General features: G+C 53.1%; 16 protein-coding genes. 4 read left to right on the plus strand and 12 right to left on the minus strand.

The annotated features are described in order from the left end of the window. Window positions 1–38: 38 nt before the first annotated feature. Window positions 39–1,439 (minus strand): UDP-N-acetylmuramoyl-L-alanine--D-glutamate ligase, encoded by a 1,401-nt coding sequence (gene murD, locus AB1L42_RS16820; RefSeq protein WP_367058409.1) that lies wholly within the window; start codon window positions 1,437–1,439, stop codon window positions 39–41. Window positions 1,440–1,525: 86 nt separating this feature from the next. After that, window positions 1,526–2,575 (minus strand): Gfo/Idh/MocA family oxidoreductase, encoded by a 1,050-nt coding sequence (locus AB1L42_RS16825; RefSeq protein WP_367058412.1) that lies wholly within the window; start codon window positions 2,573–2,575, stop codon window positions 1,526–1,528. Between the two features lie 204 nt (window positions 2,576–2,779). On the opposite strand from AB1L42_RS16825, the gene AB1L42_RS16830 reads away from it, so the two are divergent. Both AB1L42_RS16830 and AB1L42_RS16835 read left to right on the plus strand, forming a co-directional pair. Continuing rightward, window positions 2,780–3,982 (plus strand): GIY-YIG nuclease family protein, encoded by a 1,203-nt coding sequence (locus tag AB1L42_RS16830; RefSeq protein ID WP_367058415.1) that lies wholly within the window; start codon window positions 2,780–2,782, stop codon window positions 3,980–3,982. Between the two features lie 69 nt (window positions 3,983–4,051). Next, window positions 4,052–5,017: a C-terminal binding protein gene (locus AB1L42_RS16835; RefSeq protein WP_367058418.1), complete on the plus strand. Its 966-nt coding sequence runs from the start codon at window positions 4,052–4,054 to the stop codon at window positions 5,015–5,017. Between the two features lie 95 nt (window positions 5,018–5,112). Here the strand turns inward: AB1L42_RS16835 and trpS are convergent, their stop codons facing one another. Continuing rightward, a complete protein-coding gene (trpS, locus tag AB1L42_RS16840; protein WP_367058421.1) occupies window positions 5,113–6,096 on the minus strand; it encodes a tryptophan--tRNA ligase in 984 nt (327 codons plus the stop codon). 42 nt (window positions 6,097–6,138) lie between these two features. Beyond that, window positions 6,139–7,065, minus strand: coding sequence for a dihydroorotate dehydrogenase (locus AB1L42_RS16845; protein ID WP_367058424.1), 927 nt, complete (start codon window positions 7,063–7,065; stop codon window positions 6,139–6,141). Between the two features lie 408 nt (window positions 7,066–7,473). Here AB1L42_RS16845 and AB1L42_RS16850 point away from each other — a divergent pair, with 408 nt between their 5' ends. Further along, window positions 7,474–7,722, plus strand: a complete 249-nt coding sequence (locus tag AB1L42_RS16850) for a hypothetical protein (protein ID WP_367058427.1) — start codon at window positions 7,474–7,476, stop codon at window positions 7,720–7,722. A 142-nt stretch (window positions 7,723–7,864) separates the two neighbouring features. Next, a complete protein-coding gene (locus AB1L42_RS16855) occupies window positions 7,865–10,144 on the plus strand; it encodes an alpha/beta hydrolase-fold protein (protein WP_367058430.1) in 2,280 nt (759 codons plus the stop codon). 49 nt (window positions 10,145–10,193) lie between these two features. Here the strand turns inward: AB1L42_RS16855 and AB1L42_RS16860 are convergent, their stop codons facing one another. The 8 genes from AB1L42_RS16860 to AB1L42_RS16895 all read right to left on the minus strand — a co-directional run bounded on the left by AB1L42_RS16860 (window position 10,194) and on the right by AB1L42_RS16895 (window position 18,851). Further along, on the minus strand, window positions 10,194–11,366 hold the full coding sequence (locus tag AB1L42_RS16860) for a glycosyltransferase family 4 protein (protein ID WP_367058433.1): 1,173 nt from the start codon (window positions 11,364–11,366) through the stop codon (window positions 10,194–10,196). Between the two features lie 35 nt (window positions 11,367–11,401). Further along, complete coding sequence (locus tag AB1L42_RS16865) at window positions 11,402–12,508, minus strand: FHA domain-containing protein (protein WP_367058436.1); 1,107 nt, start codon at window positions 12,506–12,508, stop codon at window positions 11,402–11,404. A 216-nt stretch (window positions 12,509–12,724) separates the two neighbouring features. Continuing rightward, window positions 12,725–13,744, minus strand: a complete 1,020-nt coding sequence (locus AB1L42_RS16870; protein WP_367058439.1) for a hydantoinase/oxoprolinase family protein — start codon at window positions 13,742–13,744, stop codon at window positions 12,725–12,727. Further along, window positions 13,741–14,793, minus strand: a complete 1,053-nt coding sequence (locus AB1L42_RS16875; RefSeq protein WP_367058442.1) for an ATP-grasp domain-containing protein — start codon at window positions 14,791–14,793, stop codon at window positions 13,741–13,743. The genes AB1L42_RS16870 and AB1L42_RS16875 overlap by 4 nt, the downstream gene beginning before the upstream one ends. Window positions 14,794–15,095: 302 nt before the next feature. Further along, a complete protein-coding gene (locus tag AB1L42_RS16880; protein WP_367058445.1) occupies window positions 15,096–16,238 on the minus strand; it encodes an EAL domain-containing protein in 1,143 nt (380 codons plus the stop codon). Window positions 16,239–16,792: 554 nt separating this feature from the next. Continuing rightward, complete coding sequence (locus AB1L42_RS16885) at window positions 16,793–17,257, minus strand: RidA family protein (protein ID WP_367058448.1); 465 nt, start codon at window positions 17,255–17,257, stop codon at window positions 16,793–16,795. A 368-nt stretch (window positions 17,258–17,625) separates the two neighbouring features. Next, window positions 17,626–17,790 (minus strand): hypothetical protein, encoded by a 165-nt coding sequence (locus tag AB1L42_RS16890; protein ID WP_367058451.1) that lies wholly within the window; start codon window positions 17,788–17,790, stop codon window positions 17,626–17,628. Between the two features lie 179 nt (window positions 17,791–17,969). Continuing rightward, a complete protein-coding gene (locus AB1L42_RS16895; RefSeq protein WP_367058454.1) occupies window positions 17,970–18,851 on the minus strand; it encodes a type II CAAX endopeptidase family protein in 882 nt (293 codons plus the stop codon). Between the last annotated feature and the right edge of the window lie 248 nt (window positions 18,852–19,099).

The following is a 19,099-nucleotide window of genomic DNA, read 5'->3' on the forward strand; positions in this document are numbered from 1 at the left end:
CTCTCACACAGGGTCGTTCAAGAACTCCATTGAGTTCGTTATCGAGTGACACGTTCTCGCACAATTCGACAGAACTCGTCACCTCGATGTTCAAAGTTATAGAATTCCGAGTGGCTCGCACACCCAGGCGACAACAGAACGAAATCGCCGGGCCGAGCACGTTCAACGGCCCACTCAACTGCTTGGTCGAGATTCGCAGAAATTTCGACCGGCAGATCGGGAGTCAACTCGCGAAAGTAATCCGCCAGTGTCGCACCAACATCACCGATGCAGGCGACTCCTCGAACCCGCCGCGAAACAGCTTCGCACATTGGCCGGAGATCGACCTGTTTATCTTTCCCGCCGAGAATCAAATAGATCGAATCGGGCAAGCTCTCGACAGCCGCAATCGTTGCTTCAGGTGTTGTCGCTTTCGAGTCATTCACAAATGTGATCGGCCCTGTTTCCGGAAGTACTTCTAAGCGATGAGCGAGCGGTTCGAACTTGTGAATTCCGTCGATGAGTTGTTGCGTTGAGAGTTCAAGACAAACGCCCGTCACCGCCAGCGCGGCTGCGAGATTCTCCTGCAGATGGCGATACTGAAACGGATCAGGAAGCTGGCTGAACGGAATCATCCTTTGACCTGAATCCGCCTGAAGAAGGACGCCATCGGGAGTCACGCGTGCTCCATACTCACCATCTTGAAGCGAGCGACCGAAGCCGATTCGCCGTCCACCGCCGGGCCAGTTCCGAAGAGCTTCATCATCTCGATTGAGAATCGTCACCTGATCGCAAGACTGCCAGCGCGAGGCATTTTCTTTACAGCGACGATAGTCATCGATCGAAGGATGCCAGTCGAGGTGATTTGGTCGGAAGTTTGTGACCAAAGCGATTTCCGGAGCTGGCTTGATCGCTGCGAGTTGGCTGAGTTGGAAGCTGCTCAGTTCCAACACGACCCAGTCTTCTTCTCGAATGTTTTCGACGATTGGGAGCAAGCTCACACCGATGTTGCCCCCCAGGAAAACTCTCTTGCCAGCTGCATTGAGGATCGCATGAATGAGTGTCGACGTGGTCGACTTGCCAACAGTTCCTGTCACGACGATTTTCGATCCGCGGCAGTTTCTCCAGAAGATCTCGATCTCGCTGGTGAGTGGAATACCGTGTTCGATGGCTGCAAGCGTGTATCGATTCCGAGTCGGATTCAGTGCTGGACTGACGACGACCAAGTCGGCACTCAGAAAGTCTTCCATCTGATGCTGACCAAGAACAAGCGATTCAAGACGTGAAACATCTATCTGGCTGAGTGACCGCTCTAAGCCAGAAGCAGGCTGCAAGTCTGTTAGAGTGACGCGCGCACCGGAGTCGAGAAGAAAATTGACGACCGCAATCCCACCGCCGAAACGCCCAAGCCCCATGACCGTGACACGTTGTCCCGCGAACGAAGAATCTCCACGGTCCATAGTCAACCCGTCAGTTGTTGGAGCAAGACGACGCAATCGCACCCTTTCGTCGATTCAAAGACGAAGCGTGTGACGAATAAGATGCTCTAGTCGAGTGGCAGTTCGACAGGCTGATTCGACTCTGCACTCATCGAGACAGCTTCGACGAACTCCATGTACTTAACGCCAGTCTCAAAGTCGGTGAGATCGACCTTCCGTTTTCCTCGAATTGCTGCCACGAAATCTTCTTCGACCTGCCACCGTCCCAGTTCTTCTTCTGGAATTTCGAGCCGTTGCAGTTCTTCATCACCAGCCCGTCCGTGCCAGACGACTTCCTCTCCGTTCACGAACTCAATTTTCATCGTGCCACGGCTTCCATAGAGATGAATTTGAAGCCCCGGACCAAAGAGAATGACACCACTCAAGTGATACATGCACCGGGCGCCCCCCTTGAGTTCAGCCAGAATCTGGGCACTGTCAGGAACGGTCGCGGTGACAAACTCTCCAGAATCGGTTGACGGTCGCGTTGGCTCAAAGAGTTCAGTTTGGGCAAAGACCTGAACTGGCTCGGGAACCCACCGCATGAGTGTTTCGTGGAGAATCCCCAGCGCCAGAAAGTTCTTCCCGCTCAAATTTGAATCCTGACGAGGACTCAGCGGCTTGCTGTAATCCCAGAACTGATCGTTCGCTCCGAGGACAACGACTTCTCGCAGATCACCAAGGAAGTGGCTCTTGACCATCGAACTGACGGACGGACCGCATACGAGACCGAACGGGCTGGGAACAACCTGAGCCACCAGTTCCGAATGAGTCTTGGCTGCCTCAAGCATTTGACGAGCTTCGGCAAGGTCTCGAGCCATGCGAGCTTCGGTCAAAACATGCTTACCCGCTTTCAGAGCTGCACATGTCAGAGCACAATGTTGATCGGGCCAGGTCCCGATCAAGACAGCATCGATGTCAGGCGATTCGATCAACTCTTGAGGTGACGCAAAACACTTCTCAATTCCGAACTTCTCGGCGACTGCCTGAGACGACTCCATCGAACGGTTGACGACGCCTGCAATGACGACGCCGTCGATGTTTTTCAGCCCCGGAATATGACGTTCCTGCGTGTTTTTTCCGGCACCAATCAGTCCGATACGAATCGTCTCCGCCATTGTTTCCCAAACCTCAATCTGTAAGTGTGTTTCAAGCGACGCATCCTATCGACTTCTGCATTCGACAGGGAGTCCCCTGAGTGCAGAAATTCTGCGGTGCGGCAAGGCTGTTCTAATTCCATCTTCACTCACTGACGTTTCGCAAGATATGATCTTTCGCACTGCCTGAGTCAGGAAGGACAGCATGAATCACAAGGACGGACAATGCCCCGCAAACGATCGCAAGTAACGATCCCCGCGAAGCTTGCGACAACTTTTGCGAGTTCGGAGCGCTGCCCGAGCACCGAATCTATTCGGACAATTGACCTGACGGGAACACTCAAAACGATTCGTTCGAGAGTGAGAGAAAATTGCCCGCAGGCTCCGGGCGTCTACGGATTGATCAATTCTGAGAATCAGATCGTTTACGTTGGGATGTCTGTTTCGCTGGCAAACCGGTTGCAGACCTACTTCACGCAAAAACGAGCCCGCCGGAGAGAATCTCGAATCCGACGGGCTGCCGTGGGCCTGATCTGGCAACCTCTCGATCATGGGCTCATCGCCCGAATTCGGGAGCGGGAGTTGATTCGCAAGTTCCGCCCTCCGATGAATGTCATCGGCCATCCTACTCAGCTCAGAACGGGATATGTCGTCGCGATTGATCATCCGGTCGGCGGATTTGAGTTCGTTGAGGAACTCCGCGGCCGTCATCAAGGGATCTGGGGGCCGATCCCGTTCAACCAGTGGTCCCGGGAAGCGACGGAAGAACTGAACCTCCACTTCCGACTTCGCGATTGTCCCAAGTCGACCGTTTTGTACTTCTCGGGACAGCCAACTCCCGAATCTCCATCCACTCCGTGCTTGCGAGCCGATCTGGGAACGTGCCTCAGCCCTTGCCTCGGTCAATGTTCGAAGACTGCATACGGACGCGCCTTTTCCCGGGCACGGTCGTTTCTAAACGGGTCCGCTCAAGACGTGGTGGCTGAGGTCGAAACTCAAATGCGCGAAGCTGCCGGTGGTAAAAACTTCGAGACCGCTGCTCGACTTCGAGACCGCCTGAAAGCGTTTCTATACTTGAATGATCGATTGCGAAGATTCCACGACTGGACCAATCGAGCCAATTTTGTCTACCGATTCAATTCTCAGGTTAATCAACACCCGCAGTGGTTGGTCGTCTCACGAGGTGTGATTCACCAGTTGATTGACGAGCCGAATACGGTCGATCAGGCATTGGGAATCTTGAACCCACTGAATTCTTTGAAAGCCCGCCATTCAAAACCGACAAGATCGAACGAACAATTGCGTCCGGGAGACTTTGAAACCGCTCGCATCCTGTTTCGATGGTTTCGCCAGTTCCCGAACGAGAAAACATCACGATTGAGTTATTCCGCCGCACTCCGCCTGATCAAACGTCGCCGTGCCGGTTGATTGAAGAGACGGCCAACCGAGTTTGAGATTGCCCGGTTCAGGTGGCTCAGGAAAAGGACAACGAACGCGATGGCCTCCAGAAAAGTTCTGATCACAGATCACCCGTGGACTGAGCTCGACATCGAGTCCAAGATCCTGTCGGAAGAGTCACTCGAAATCGTCGACGCTCCGGATGACTCTGAAGAAACCCTCGCAAACCTTGCTGAAGACGTCATCGCCATCGCAACCTGCTGGGGACAAGTGACGAAAACCGTGATTGAATCCGCATCGGATTGTCGTCTCATTTGCCGGATGGGAATCGGTCTCGACAACATCGATGTCGACTTTGCAACGTCTCAAGGGATTACGGTCACGAACATTCCCGACTATTGCATCCCTGAAGTCGCGGACCACACGCTGGCACTACTGCTCGCGATTGAAAGAAACGCGGCGTTCTTTCATCTGCGAACAAAACGAGGTGAGTACGATCTCGCATCCGGACCTCCGATGAAACGGCTTGCTGGCCGACGTCTCGGATTGATTGGATTCGGCCGGATCGGTCAAGCGGTTCGAGCTCGAGCGGAGAGCTTCGGGCTCGAAGTCGTCGCGTACACTCCATCCGGGAACGACTACGGCACCGGTTGCACGATGGTCAGCCTCGAAGAGGTACTGGCGACGTCGGAGTACATCAGCCTCCACGTGCCACTCAAAGACGACACGCAGAACATCATCGACAGTCAGGCCATCTCAGCAATGAAGCCCGGAGCTGTCCTCATCAATACGTCGCGCGGCGGGCTTGTTGATCCTGAAGCTTTGTTGCAGGGACTGAAGTCAGGCAAGTTGTCGGGAGCGGGGCTCGATGTCTTCTCGCCGGAACCTCCAGACATTACTGACGAGCTGTATCAACGAGAGGATGTCGTCGCGACACCGCACGCAGCCTTTGTTTCCGAAGAAGCGTTGATCGAACTTCGCGAACGTGTCGCCCATCAGATCGTTGCCATGGTTCGCGGCGAGCAGCCGGAAAACATCGTCAACGCAGTTCCAATCGGCAGCTAGATCATTCTGACCGTTCTGCGATGCTGACTGAAATCTATTCTCCTGAGATGCATTGGCCTTCGTGCCATTGCAGAAGACGAACTCAATAAGACCGCTCAATAGTTGGCATGGCGTGCTGATATTCCACAGGCTTCCCGTGCTCGCGAGAGGACTTCCTGTGCTTTAGCTCGAGCTTTCGCTGCACCTGCGCGAAGAATGTCTTCAACTTCGTCCGGGTTGGCTTCCAGTTCTTCACGTCGAGAACGAGCTTCGGCAAAGTGCTCCATGGTCTTTTCATAGAGAGCCTGCTTCGCTTCTCCGTATCCCATTCCGCCGGCCCGGTAGCGATCGGCGAGCGCCTTCTGTTCAGACTCATCCGCAAAGAGTTTGTAGAGGCCGAAGACAGCACAGGTGTCAGGATTTTTCGGTTCCTCGACTGGAGTGGAGTCAGTTTTCACTGACATGAACTTCTTACGAAGCTTCTTTGGTGGCTCGAAGAGACCAATCGTATTGTTGTAACTCTTGGACATCTTCTCGCCGTCGGTTCCTGGAACCTTGGCAGTGCTTTCAAGAACGTGAGACTTCGGCAGCACGAAGACTTCAGTGTCGTAAATGTGATTGAAGCGCTGAGCGAGATCCCGTGTCACTTCGACATGCTGAATTTGATCCTGCCCGACCGGTACGAGATCACTGTCGTAAGCCAGAATGTCCGCAGCCATCAACACGGGATATGTGAACAAACCTGCATCCGCTGGCAGCCCCTTCGCGATTTTGTCTTTGTACGCATGGCACTTCTCGAGAAGGCTCATCTGAGTCACCGTCATCAACAGCCAGGTCAGTTCGGTCACCTCAGGAACGTCTGACTGTCGAAAGAGCGTCGCTTGATCTGGCTGAAGCCCAAGAGCCAGCAAATCGAGGGCAGCATCACGAACGTTCGCCCGAAAGTCTTCCGGGTTTCGCACGGTCGTCAGCGCGTGAAGATCCGCGATGAAATAGAAAGCCTGCTCATTGTTCTGCAATGCGATGTATTGCCGAATGGCGCCGAAGTAGTTTCCTAGATGAAATCGACCAGTGGGCTGGATACCGGATAGAACTCGCATAGTCACAACAATATCTGGTTAAGGAACTCGAACGCGTCTCAATCAGCAAGACTGCTGGGTTTTCTGATGAATGGAACCGACGATCTCGGCGACTGACCGAATCCCGTCAGCATCGAGTTGCTGGTTGAGCAGCGTCGCCATCGATCCAGAGACCGCAGGATTGTAAAAGTTCGCTGTTCCGATTTGAACGGCGGTCGCCCCGGCAACGAGGAATTCCAAAACATCATCAATGGTCGAAATTCCCCCGATCCCGATGATCGGAATATCGACCGATTTGGCAATCTGATAAACGCAACGCAAGGCCAGTGGCTTGATCGCCGGTCCGCTCAAACCACCCAGCACGTTGCCAAGAACCGCTTTCCGTCTCCGCCAGTCGATTGCCATGCCCTGGAAGGTGTTCACACAGGAAACCGCGTCCGCGCCTCCTTCTGCAACTCCCGCAGCGACCGCAGTGATGTCGGTAACGTTCGGAGTTAACTTGGCAATGACAGGAAACGAACACGCGTTGCGGACTGCTTCAACCACCTGCTTCGCAGAGTCCGGATTCGTTCCGAAATCCACTCCTCCAGACACATTCGGACACGAAATGTTCAGTTCGACAGCTGCAATCCCCGCGACACCAGCCAGCCGCTCAGCCAGCATCGCAAAATCGTCGACCGTTCGCCCAGCCACGTTCGCGATCAAAGCAGTATCAAGCTCAGTCAAATAAGGGACGTGCTTGTTGACGAATACGTCGATCCCGTCGTTATCGAGACCGATCGAATTAAGCATTCCAGAAGACGTTTCGACTGTCCGTGGCGGGGGATTCCCGATGCGAGGCTCTCCAGTCACCGTTTTGGGAACGATGCCTCCGAGTTCTGAAAAATTAACGAACGCCGCCATCTCGCGCGCATACCCGAAGGTTCCCGATGCCACGAGGATGGGATTTCGGAGTTTTAATCGATTCAACGTGACTTGCAGATCCGCCATCAGCGATTGGTCTTCCGTAGCGATGTCAATTCGTTAACCAGCTCTTCCGCACCGAGACAACCTCACTCAACTCTAATCTTCACAACACCTTGTGCCGTCTCATCTACTAAACGCGCATCCCAGCAATCGACCGAATTTCGAAACCGCGAAAGCCGAGCAACTGGAATCGCCTCAGGACGATCGACTGTGAAACAAGAACAGAATGAGGAGGTCTCTGAGCTCGTCAAAGTATCGAATCATCGAGGATTTCGCACTCCTGCCACGCACTTCTTCTCGGAACCGTTACCACTCTCGAAAATGCGACTCGATTCGGTCCAACAACAGCCTCGTCAATCGACACACCATTCTTCGACCGCTACAGTAAGAACTCAGTGTTGTGCTCTCAAAAATCCACATCGCGAAAGAAACATGGCTGGTTACAACAAATTCGATCCTCGACTGGAATCTCTTGTCATCGAAACTCAGACTCTCTGGGACGATGCGATCAGCGGGCTGACTCCGGAAGAAAGAAATGTGATCGCCGAAGCCATTCAATCGCAGCCGCAGCTCGCGTCGAAAATCTCCTACGAGCGAGCCCACACCGGATTCACGCGGATCATCACCGTCACTGAAGAAGACATCGCACGATTGTACGAACAGAATCTCGCTGCGGAGTGATTCACTCATGGGCAAGCTGCGGGAAATCTGTGATCTGCAACTGCTGAGCGCAGTTGCAGTCGGTCTTGTCTTGGCTTTCCTCAGCTCTGCTCGGTGCTCTGTATCACCTCCTTCGTCAACGGTCGAACTCCCGAGTGGATTCTTGGTCAAAGAATTTCACGACGAATCCGGCGACCATCGCTACGGAATCTATCTCCCAGCAGACTACTCGCCGGACAAAAACTGGCCAGTGGTGCTCTTTCTGCACGGAGCAGGCGAAAAAGGAACGGATGGTTACCAACCCCTTTCAGTCGGGTTGGGAGTCGCTTTAGAGCAACAGCCTAACCTTCCGTTCATTGCAGTGTTCCCTCAGTGTGAAAGCGAACGCTCACGGCATCTGACAGCTTGGCTGGCCAATTCGCCTGATACAGACAGAGCGTTGAAGATCTTGATGCAGGTCGAGTCCGAGTACTCGATCGATCCGTCTCGACGAACTCTCTGTGGCTGGTCAATGGGAGGCTATGGAGCATGGAGCCTCGCAGCAGCCTCGCCTGAACTTTGGCAGGGAGTCATGGCACTCTCTGGCGGCGAGATTGAAAAGGGGCTCAAACTGGAATCACTCGCGAATTCAAAAATCCCAGTCTGGGCGATTCACGGATCGAATGACGAGCTCATCCCGTCAGACCGCTCAGCTGAACTCGTTCGCAAACTTTCCGAAGCAGGCGGAAATGCAGAACTGAGCGTCGTCGAAAATGCTGGACACGATGTCTGGAGAATTGCATTCGCAAATCCCGACGTCTTGAACTGGTTGACGAATCCTTCAGCTGACAAGGTCGTCAAGCTGGAGAGCACGGCGGAAACGGCCAAGTTGCCGATCATGGCGAACTTCTACCGACAGTCGCTGATGACTCAGGTGACCCTCGCGGACAAGCTTGCCTTGCGCCTCGGGAATGAAGCACTGGCCAGCATCTCTGACGGGATTTCTGAGTTCCTTCCACGTTCGGCACTTCAAGGCGACCTGCCTGACATTGAACGAGAATTCACATCGTCCTCAGGAACCGTCCATGTCTTGTTTTCGAACATCCGCTTCGATGGTCATCTCGAAAAGTGCCAATTGCATGCGATTTCAGGAGGTCGATTTCGCGCGGACTTCGACCTTTCTCCATTGCTTCTGACGATCGAAAAAGCACATCTCCGTTTCGGCAACGAATCCGCAACGACCAGCGAATTTCAGGTCAACCTGGGACACCAACATCCGGTTCGATTGTCTGTTGAATTTCAACCCGCAGTCACACCATCAGGACTGAAACTCGTTCCGCTTCGTCAGGAGTTTCAGATCGAAGACAACAACTGGCACATCTCAAAGCCTGACGTGACACACCTCGACAGCAAAACTTTCTCCAAAGCAAACATTATCACAGGGTTAGTTGGAGGACTCTATCTCCGCAAGCATGAGATCGAAGAAGCTGTCCTTGGCGTCGTGCCGACCATGTTGGAAGTCGTTCAGGAAGAACTTCAAACTCGCAACGCTCCGCGTCTGGCACGATTGCTGTGGCCGCTCCCGGCGTTGGTCCCCATCCTCAGTGTTTCCCCGAGTCAGGTTCGAACAGACACGCGAGGCGTTTCCATTGTCTTCAACATGGAAGTCCTGACTCACCGGTCGAGCTCAATACCGTCTGATCTCTCGACTCAGGGCGATCAATTCACACTGAAGGATGTCGGCCAGAAATCTCATCTCGATTTCCTGATCACCCTCGACGCACTGCAGGCACTCGCGCAACTCGCCATCGCAGACGGTTTAGCTTACATCAACGTTCTCGACATTCAGGATGCCAAGTTCGCTGAACTCGCCGAGCATCAGAGCCTTGAAATGATTTTCACCGGATTCGACGAACTTAGTCGACCGCGAACAAGCAGACAGGACGAAGACACATTCCCCGAATGGGATGTCGGGTTGAGATTGATTGAGCCGTTCTCAGTTCACTCGCCCGAACAAGCTAATCAGAGCGATTCGACAATCATCACGCTGTCGATTCCTCGAGCATCTTTTGAGGTCGTTCTCCGCGACAACAAAACGACAGGCACCATTGAATTCTCAATGCAGCAGCAGCTCAGGCTATCAACGATTCGCAGCGACAATCGACTGGAATCTCTTCAGGTCGAATGGATCGCCAATCCAGCCATTGAAGTCCTCGACTCCGCCTGGAGTGGACCTGTTGATGAAGTGCAGTTTCGCAACATGCTGGCAGACGTCTGGACAGACTGGACGTCACGAAAACTCGACAGCACCCGACCGCTCCCAACGCTGCAATTCGGAAGTTCCCAGCTGCAGCTAGAGCTCTTCTCGATACGAGAAAACGAAGTCCGACTCCAGTTTCTCAAAGCGACTTCGCCCTCGCCTGTGCAGGCATCATCTTCTTCACCCAGTGATGCCCAACCGTAAACGTTCGTCGTTTTCTGACGTCATCGAGCACAGAAGAACACGCCGAAGTTTACGCGTGACGGTCGGCCCGTTGACGCAAGACGTCCTGATAGACTTCGCGAATTTTCTCTGTCATGGTTTGATGGCGAAACTGGTCTGCAAACCTTCGCCTTCCTTCTTCACCATATTGCTGGCGCAGTTTTGGATCGGTAGCGAGTTCCAGAATCGCAGCTGTCAGTGCATCAATTGAGTCTCGCTTGAGAAGGTATCCCGTCTCTCCGGGAATGACGACTTCTCCTGCCCCTCCCACGTCGTAGGAGACCACCGGTTTTCCAGAGATCAACCCTTGCGGGAGAACCCTCGCGAGACCTTCCCACTGACTGGTGTGAGCGACAATGTCCATCGCGCTCATCAATTCGGGAATCTGTGTCGTCGGAACGAGACCCGTGAAACGAAAGGAATCGCTCATTCCGTATTGTGAAATCTGATCTTCAAACTGCTGCCGAAGAATTCCATCACCGACGAAGAGAAACTTAACGCGCGGATCTTGCTGAACGATTTGACGTGCGGACTCGATCAGAAACTCGTGTCCCTTCAAATGGAACAAGCGACCAATCTTCCCGACGACAATATCTTCTGAACTGAAGCCGAGGTTTTCTCGAATCGCATTCCGGTCATGCTGCGTGCTGAGAAACGGATCGACATCAAACCCGCTGTAAATGGTCACGTAACGATCAGGTGTCGAGATGCCCTCTGCGAGATAGGCATCTCTCATGGCATCCGCCACGCAGATGAACTTTTCCGTCCACTTGGAGACATACTTCTCCGCAGCGACATAAGAATTGTAGGCGACTCGCGACTGCCCATAATGGAAAGCCGCTCCGTGGATCGAATGAACGACCGGAACGCGAGCTTTTCGAGCAGCGAGTCGACCCAGTATCCCAGCCTTTGAACTGTGGGTATGGACCAGATCGGGTTTGAGTTCTTTGAAGAGTCGAACCAGGTGGCGATAGGCTTTTAAGTCATCGAATGGCAGGATGCTGCGTTTAAGACTCGGAACGACTTCGACTGGAAACCCTCCCTGCATCGCACGTGGAACGAGCGTCCCTTCCGGTCCTTCCGATGGGCCAATGACAAGAGTGACGTCATCCCCATGCAGCGTGTGCTGATCTTCAACGGTATGCAGCGTATTTTCTTGCGCGCCGCCCAAGATCAACCGTGTGATGACGTGAATAACTTTCACTTGGGACACTTTCCAGAGTGAGCCAGCAGTTGTGATCAGGGCATCGACACAACTTGCAGAGCGTCGCTTCGAGTCTGGTAATGATCCCAGATTTGCAGCATGCGCGTCGTCTTCAACATCTCATAAGTCGAAACGTTGCATCCGCACAAAGCAGACTTTCCACTGGCTGCGCCCATGCGGCAAAACTGCACGAGCGATTCAACCATGATATGGCCGATCGCCTCAACTTGCGAAAAGTCGATGACGACATTCTTCGTCCCCTGGCGGTTAATCGCATCTTTGACACGACTCGCCTCGGTGTGGATGTCCTGATAGAAGTAGGTCTGCGAATCGCCGATCGGAACGACGATCATGGTGTCGCCGACCCGTTCTGTTTTGAAGATTTTGTTCTGACGCGTCAGGAAGTCAGCATCGGATTCATTCGTTCCCTGCACCGCTCCCTGATGTTCTTGAGGCGGAATCGAATAGCGAGGAGTGAGCAAGTACGGACCAATCTGCAACTCGCTTCCGTCAGCCAGAAGCGAACAACGACACTGCTGTCCGTTGACAAGAAATCCGCGCTTAAAGCTGAGATCGATGACCCACAACCCGGACGGTAGCAAGACCAACGAACAGTGAACCCGTGAGACGTTCTTGTCGACGATCGTGATCCGACACCGTTCGTCCTGACCGACCAGTGTCATGACTCGATTGATCGGCCACTTCTGCCCTTTCGCTGAAGTGTTCAATAGCTCGAGGTCAACTTTTGGAAGCACTCCATATTCCTCACGAAACTCATCGCGAGGTCGAAACGACAAAGGGGGTTTCAGATCGTTGCCAGTTTCCCAGATGTCATCTTTGAGTCGAATCTTGTTCTCAAGAATCCCCACGAGATGATCTTTGGAGAGCCACCCGTGGAACTTCTCCGTTCCCCAATCGACTCCACTTCGACTGAACAGATCAACGGCAGCAATGCGATTTCCGATCGCCTGCAGATAGACATGCCGCGCTGAGACAGATTCATGAGGGATGACAATGTCACATTCAGCATGTCGACCAATGATGACGAACGGTTTCGCGACATCCACTTCTTCGAGAGGACTGTTCGGCCGTTTCACTAATAGACGCAGAGGCATCGGCGATGCCGTTGCAAACTGCAACATCTCTATAATGAAGTGGTCATCCATTAGGGAAAATTCAACGTTGAATGTGAGCTTGTGTGGAGATAGTGCGACGAATGGCGACACTGGGACTGTCGCAGAAAACCCATCACACGACCCGTTTCTTCACGGCAAATTCTCGCAGGAATGAAAGACAACGTCAACTCGACTCCCTTTTCCGGGGTGCCAGAAGATCAAGTCAGTGCCAGCGTTAGGCGCTCAATGCTTTCTTTCGTCAGACAATCGGGACAATGCAAACGCACAGGCAGCCTGAGAATGAGATGCACCAAGCATCCCATTCAAAGACACCAACTCTCTAGAATTCTGTGCCAGCTGGCGATTGTCAATCATCTTTCTCAGAATCGCTTCCCCCTCACCAGCGAGGACCCAAACAGCTGGATGGCACTGCCATCGATCGAGCACGGTCTCGACCGCCATCCCTATTCGCTCTTCCTGAGCGAATAGAAACTGCTCCGCGACGTGAACCCATTCTGTTCTCTCAAATGCTGCTTCATCAGTGCACAACATCCGAGCGAGACGCGCGAAGGCATGTTCACGATCGGCAGGCCGTCCGTCCGCGGTATCCAGGCAATCTGGAGACTCAGCAACATAGCCGAGAATTAAGCCGACATCATGAGTTGTTGCAAAGTGCTCAGCAGAGACTCCGTATCGCGTGCCATGGATTTCGACTTCATGACACAACGAGCAAAGCGACGTTCTCTTGCAGCCTGTGTAAACTAATTCACGAGAGGCCAACCGTTCGAGGTCTGTTCTGCCGTCAGGTAGAGCAAGTCCACTTTCAATCGGAATGATGTCCGTCGTCGTCGATCCGAAGTCGACGAGAAGCACATTGCCCCCCGGATCAGCTCGGCCAGCCCATGTTGCCAAGGCGTGCCAATTCGCAGAAGCGACCAGCTCAAAATATTCCTCCGCCTCCGCGACATTCAGAAACTCTCCGCCAGTCTGCCAAACACGAATCACCCGGCCGCCAGCCGCCTCTTCCAGCGACGAGAGGATCTCTCGAACTCCCTCAGCTCGCGATCGATAACAATCAGCCAGTTCCCCCGTCATCGTCGCGGCGATCTGGCGAGTTTGTGGAAACTGCCCGATGAGCGTTCTCAATTCATCTGCCAGCTTCTCTGGAGACTTCCACAACGGAAACGGCACCGATACCGAAGTCGTTCCGTCGGAGGCTTTCAAATGCGCTCCACCGATATCCAATCCCAGGCTGTCGCTCATGCTCTTGAACCCTGTGCTGCCTGCATCACTTCACAATCGCCAGACGACAAAAACTCTACAGAGTCCGCAGTGAACTCGGGTCGCTCTAATTCATCCTCCAACAAAACGCGCATCAGATTGTTCGTGAGCAATGCACGGTAGCCAACATAGCTTGTTGTCAAGCGAGGATTGATCTCGACGACAACCGGCTCGGGATCGTTTTCGAGGAGAAGACAGTCGATGCCGACATATCCCCTCAGCCCGCTGATCCGTTCAGCAATTTGATGAAGAAGCCTCTCAAAATGAACTGCAGAGATGCCATCAGCCGGAATTCGTCCCCCCAAATAAGACAACGTCCCATCCTTCGAAAGATGCTGTTCCGCCACCGGCAGAGCCATCAAAACCTGCCCGTCAGAACCAAACAGGGCCGCGACGGAAACCGGCCTTCCCTTCAAGAACGGCTGCACAACAAACTGCGATCGATCAATCTCACGAACTTGCAAATCGCTTGCCGAACAAACTTCGATTCCATCACTCCCAGCCCCGAAGCGAGGTTTGAAAACGCACATGCCTGAGAACGAATGCCGTTCGGATTCAGAGATCTCGGGAACACAGCGGATCCCCCATCGCTCCAGTTCAACGTTGAGTGTGTACTTGTCCGAACAGAGTTCGATTGCAGACGGGTTGCAATTCCAGACACGATCAGACAGTGCTCCCGCAGTCTCGCAAAGCTCTAACAGTCGCTGATTGATTTCAGGAGCGATCACGAGTGTGATATCCGCTTCTTCGCAGAATGCTTTGAAGTGAGCAGCCAGCTCACTCTCTGAATCAACTCTTTTCAGACGGACTCGCTCATCACTCAAAACTTTCGGAGGGACGACGTTCGCGTTCCAGAGACAAGTCACTTCAATCTTCGTACGTTGAGCATCGGCTACCACTGCGAGAAGATCGCTCACCACCCCCGCAAGCATTGCTCTGCCCTCGACCGTCAGCGACTCCGACAGCTCATCACAATTCTCGCTGCTGGAAAACTCTCCCGCACACAGGGATTCGTAAACGAAAATCTTCATGGTCATCCATTACATCGACACAGCAACGTTGCGGTCTCTCTCAGATGTTCTCCGTGGGAAGTCTCTGCGAGGCCAGCCTCATTCGAGAGACATTGCCGAGCACGCATCTGTCGAGAAGAATAGCCACTTCGACTTTCTCGCTCCATTCTGCAACAGCGAGCGATTCAGCAGCCCAGTCTGAAGACGCCCGTTGGGAAAAAACAAGCGTTTGGTTAGTGGCAGAAGATGATAGGGGGTTCGTCGCAAATAGCGACATCGAAAGAGGCTCGCTTGAGTGTGCGAAAAGAGACTGTCCAATTGATCTAAAGCTGAACGGGAGCAGGCCGACCGTAGAAGTAACCCTGGGCCAGATCGAAACCGATCTCGAAGACAGCCTCGGCTTCCTGTTCGTTCTCAATGCCTTCAGCCAGCGTCACGATTCCGAAGTCGCGGGCTGTTTCGATGAGAATTCGAAGCATCTTCTTCTGGTAGTCGTTCGCTTCGTGCAGGTCACGAATCAACGATGCATCGAACTTCAGATAGTCCGGCGGAGACTGAACGAGTTCAATCAAGCGAGACTGACCTGCTCCAAAGTCGTCGTACGCCACTTTCACTCCGATGTCCGCGAGCATGGCGCGATTCTCTCGCATGATGCTGGGACTCTGAATGGTTTTCTCGTGGAACTCGACAACGATCGGAACGTCAGACCGAATTTTCTGAAGCCGTGAAATCGTCGGAAGGACGTCGACTTCAATGTTTTCATTGGGATGAGTGTTCACAAAAATCGGCGGACACGGCTCAGCATGGGGAGCGTGACGAATGGCCTGATCGCGACAGACAATGCTTAACGCCACCTCGCGATTGACGATTTCCGCCGTCTGAAACATTCGAGCGGGGCTCTCAAGCCCGACGACTTCACTGCGTGCCAATGCTTCGTAGCCGACGATTTTGACATCGCCCAGCGCGACGATCGGTTGATAGTGCGGAATGATTGCTTTCTGAACGATGAGATCTTCAAGCTGACTCATCACCCAATCAGACTGCAGAGCGTGCACTGCTGGCAGTGTCTTCTTCTGCTCAAGCAGGTTCTTCTCAGCTGAATCTGGCTCGGGCTTTTTGAAGTCGACGCGAAATTCCACATCGGCAATTTGGATGTGATCGCCCGGCTTGATTGGAATCGGTCCACTCACCATGCGGCGATTGAGAAATGTGCCGTTCGTGCTGTCGAGGTCGCGGATGAACAGCGACTCTCCGATCTGCAAAATCTCTGCGTGACGTCCTGAAACACATTGCGACTTCAGGCGCAGCTGACTCTCTGCTCGGCGGCCGATCACGAACGATGCGGTTTCGATCGGCGTTTCCGTGAGAGATGTGGACGGCGGCACGCAGCCAATCAACGACCAGCCCGCGAACCCACTCGTGGGGGCAGACTGCTGTTTCTTAGGTGTGATGGCTTGCACACTCATCACTGACCATTCCTTACTGCGTGACTTTGTTTCGATACGCTTAAACGACTGGAAGCTTACGTTCGCGTTTAACGCTACTTCGGAATGGATGCTCTCCCGACCAATTTGTTGTTGTGATTCAGGGATGAATACGCGGATTTCGCCTGCATTGCCGGATTGTGCTACTTTGCCCGATTGCACGAAATGCGACGGTCGATCCGGTTATCTGATCATAAGTTCGAGCAAACAGAACGATTCTCGAAGAAAGCAATTGCCTCGCGCAGAATCAGAACGCCATTCGCGCCCCGCGAGCCGACTTCTCACCCACACTTCCAGTTTCGCTGATTGCAGCTGATCCTTCTCTGTTGGAAAGAATGCGCAGTGATCGGGCCGATTCAAAGCAAACGGAATACAAAGATGCCCGGAGAACATGGCTCCGAATGCGAATCACAACTTTGCTCGCGCTCCCGCTCATCACGAAAATGGTGGGAACTGTGCATCAATCTGCACCCCGAAGAAGAGAAACAGAACTCTTCGGGACTGGAAGATGATCGAACGAGATGGTCGCTCAGAAACTAATCAGCGACTTCGAAGAGCATTTCGACTTCGACTGCTGCATTGAGAGGAAGTGCGTTCATTCCGACAGCGACGCGTGCGTGCTTACCTGCGTCCCCAAAAACTTTCTGCAGCAGTTCACTCGCACCATTCGCTACGAGTGACTGATCGTGAAAGCTGTCATCAGACTGAACAAACACGCCAATCCGCACAACCCGCCGTACACGGTTCAAATCGCCGCCCAATTCGTGGCGAAGAATGGCGAGTCCGTTGAGAACGCACTGCTCAGCAGCTGAATGAGCCTGATCAACAGGAACTTGCGATGGCACTCGCCCAGTGGCCAGCAAACTCTTGCCTGCAAACGGAAGTTGCCCGCTTAGAACGACGAGGTCGCCAGTACGCACGCAGGGAACATATGCCGCGACAGGCGCTGGCGGAGTTGGAAGAGTGATGTCAAGTTCCTGAAGTCGCTGCTCTGCACTCATCTCTTCATCCCCAACCACAGAAAAACCTGAACGGCAATTATCTGTCAGAACTCATCAAGAAACTGGAAGGCCCAATCCAAATACAACTGAAACAAGCAAGCGAAGCGAGACGACATTTGTGAGTACGAAAGCACGAACGCTTCAGACTTCACTCATCAACACACCGAGAATTTAGCTTCGAGCAGCTCACAAAACGAGTTCACTCGATCGGGATAGCTTTCCTGTTGACGCTGTCAGAAATCCTGCAGCAGCCCTGAAAGGTCTCACGACCTAACGTCGAGGACGATCCAAACTTCAGCCTGACAGAATCAACGCACATTCCAGCAAACTCAGCACTCAGATTTGAGCGTTTCGGCTCTTTGAGTGCTTTAGTTTTCGGTGTTGTGTGCCATTTGAGCAAGCTGTCGACGGTACTTTCGAGCTTTGAAAGCATATTGCTTACGCTTAGGTGTGCTCGAAGTCTGTGCTGCTTTTCGTTCGTATTTGAGGGCCAACGCTGTCTTTACGTCGACAAGAGTCTTTGTGCTGTCCATGGTGAGACGGACCTTCATCGTCTGAAAATTGAGTTCGGAATATGCGAATTCGGGAGTGTAGCTGGTTCGGAGTTTTGATTCCAGTGAGGAGCAGAGTGAGATTTCCTCAATCGAAAACGCGTCAAACCGCTTTCGACCAGAACGAATCAATCCGACATAAACAATTAATATAAAACACCTTAGAGTAACGACCAGGCGCGTCGACGGTACTCAAATGCGATCAGCAAAACGCCGAGATAGCTGAATCCCCAAGCGAGGAGAAACAGAGACGGGGCCTGATTCGTCGCGATTTCGTACTTCACCATCACAACCGCTAGCAGATTGTTGAGAAAGTGAACGACGATCGGAACCCAAAGCGTCCCGGTTTTCAGATACAGAAATTGAAGCAAGCAAGCCATTGGAAGCGTGGCGATGGCATGAGCGGGGGATGTATGGGCAATCGAGAAGAGCAACACCGTCATGATCGAGCCCGGCAGCGTCCCGAATTGACTCACGAGTTGACGGCCGATCACGCCGCGAAAAATCAATTCTTCTCCAATGGCAGGCCCCAAAGCCAAAGCGACGATCAGCATCGGAAGCGGTACAGAGTGAATTTCGGAGAAAAGAATTCCCAGCGAATCCGCACCTTCCCCGGTCGAGAACACGGCGAGCATCAACGATCTGGCGAGAGAATAAAGCCAGTCACCAAGCATCGCGATGGGCAAAACCATCGCGATCGCGAAGATCACCTCTTCATGCCGGGGCGAACGAAATCCAACCTGCTCGCGGTAGCTCGATCCAAGTCGCCAAGCGACGAGCGGGACCAGCAGAATGAGAGCCCCCAAACTCGTCACGCCGATCAGCACAAACGACTGATCGAGTCCCAGCTCAAGCGCAAACTGCATGAGACGTTCGTGGTCGGGCCATTGAAAACCGAAAGCTGCCGTAAACAACAGCGACACAAAGACAACAAACGAAAGGAGTTGTGCAAATGAGTAGGATCCAGCCCACAGAAGAGCTTCAGCCAGTGCACCAAGGTTTTTGAGACGAATTCGGGTGTTCGGAACACTCTGCGCAATCAAACAACGATCCTCCGGCGACTGTCCTGTCGATTCGTAACAAACAGCTCCTGTTCTCCTGAAAATCAGGAGACGGAAGGAACTGATCCGATCCTCGCTCCTGTGTTCGCAGGAGCAAAATCCTTCGTCAGATCTCCTAATCTTTCAGACTGAAGGCCAAATGCTCTTTCGGCAGTCAGGTTGTCAAACAGGGAAACTAAGGAAACCTTGAGGATTCAAGCGAACAGTTTTTTTATAGGCCTCCACCCAAA

This window comes from Thalassoglobus sp. JC818, from assembly GCF_040717535.1.
GTDB lineage: Bacteria > Planctomycetota > Planctomycetia > Planctomycetales > Planctomycetaceae > Thalassoglobus.

Coding starts and splice junctions, on each gene's coding strand:
- trpS (WP_367058421.1), bottom strand. CDS start 6,096: ATGCGAGTTCTATCCGGTATCCAGCCCACTGGTCGATTTCATCTAGGA.
- AB1L42_RS16865 (WP_367058436.1), bottom strand. CDS start 12,508: ATGTTGCAGTTTGCAACGGCATCGCCGATGCCTCTGCGTCTATTAGTG.
- AB1L42_RS16890 (WP_367058451.1), bottom strand. CDS start 17,790: ATGGACAGCACAAAGACTCTTGTCGACGTAAAGACAGCGTTGGCCCTC.
- AB1L42_RS16845 (WP_367058424.1), bottom strand. CDS start 7,065: ATGGCGGATCTGCAAGTCACGTTGAATCGATTAAAACTCCGAAATCCC.
- AB1L42_RS16835 (WP_367058418.1), top strand. CDS start 4,052: ATGGCCTCCAGAAAAGTTCTGATCACAGATCACCCGTGGACTGAGCTC.
- AB1L42_RS16850 (WP_367058427.1), top strand. CDS start 7,474: ATGGCTGGTTACAACAAATTCGATCCTCGACTGGAATCTCTTGTCATC.
- murD (WP_367058409.1), bottom strand. CDS start 1,439: ATGGACCGTGGAGATTCTTCGTTCGCGGGACAACGTGTCACGGTCATG.
- AB1L42_RS16885 (WP_367058448.1), bottom strand. CDS start 17,257: ATGAGTGCAGAGCAGCGACTTCAGGAACTTGACATCACTCTTCCAACT.
- AB1L42_RS16830 (WP_367058415.1), top strand. CDS start 2,780: ATGCCCCGCAAACGATCGCAAGTAACGATCCCCGCGAAGCTTGCGACA.
- AB1L42_RS16875 (WP_367058442.1), bottom strand. CDS start 14,793: ATGAAGATTTTCGTTTACGAATCCCTGTGTGCGGGAGAGTTTTCCAGC.
- AB1L42_RS16825 (WP_367058412.1), bottom strand. CDS start 2,575: ATGGCGGAGACGATTCGTATCGGACTGATTGGTGCCGGAAAAAACACG.
- AB1L42_RS16880 (WP_367058445.1), bottom strand. CDS start 16,238: ATGAGTGTGCAAGCCATCACACCTAAGAAACAGCAGTCTGCCCCCACG.
- AB1L42_RS16870 (WP_367058439.1), bottom strand. CDS start 13,744: ATGAGCGACAGCCTGGGATTGGATATCGGTGGAGCGCATTTGAAAGCC.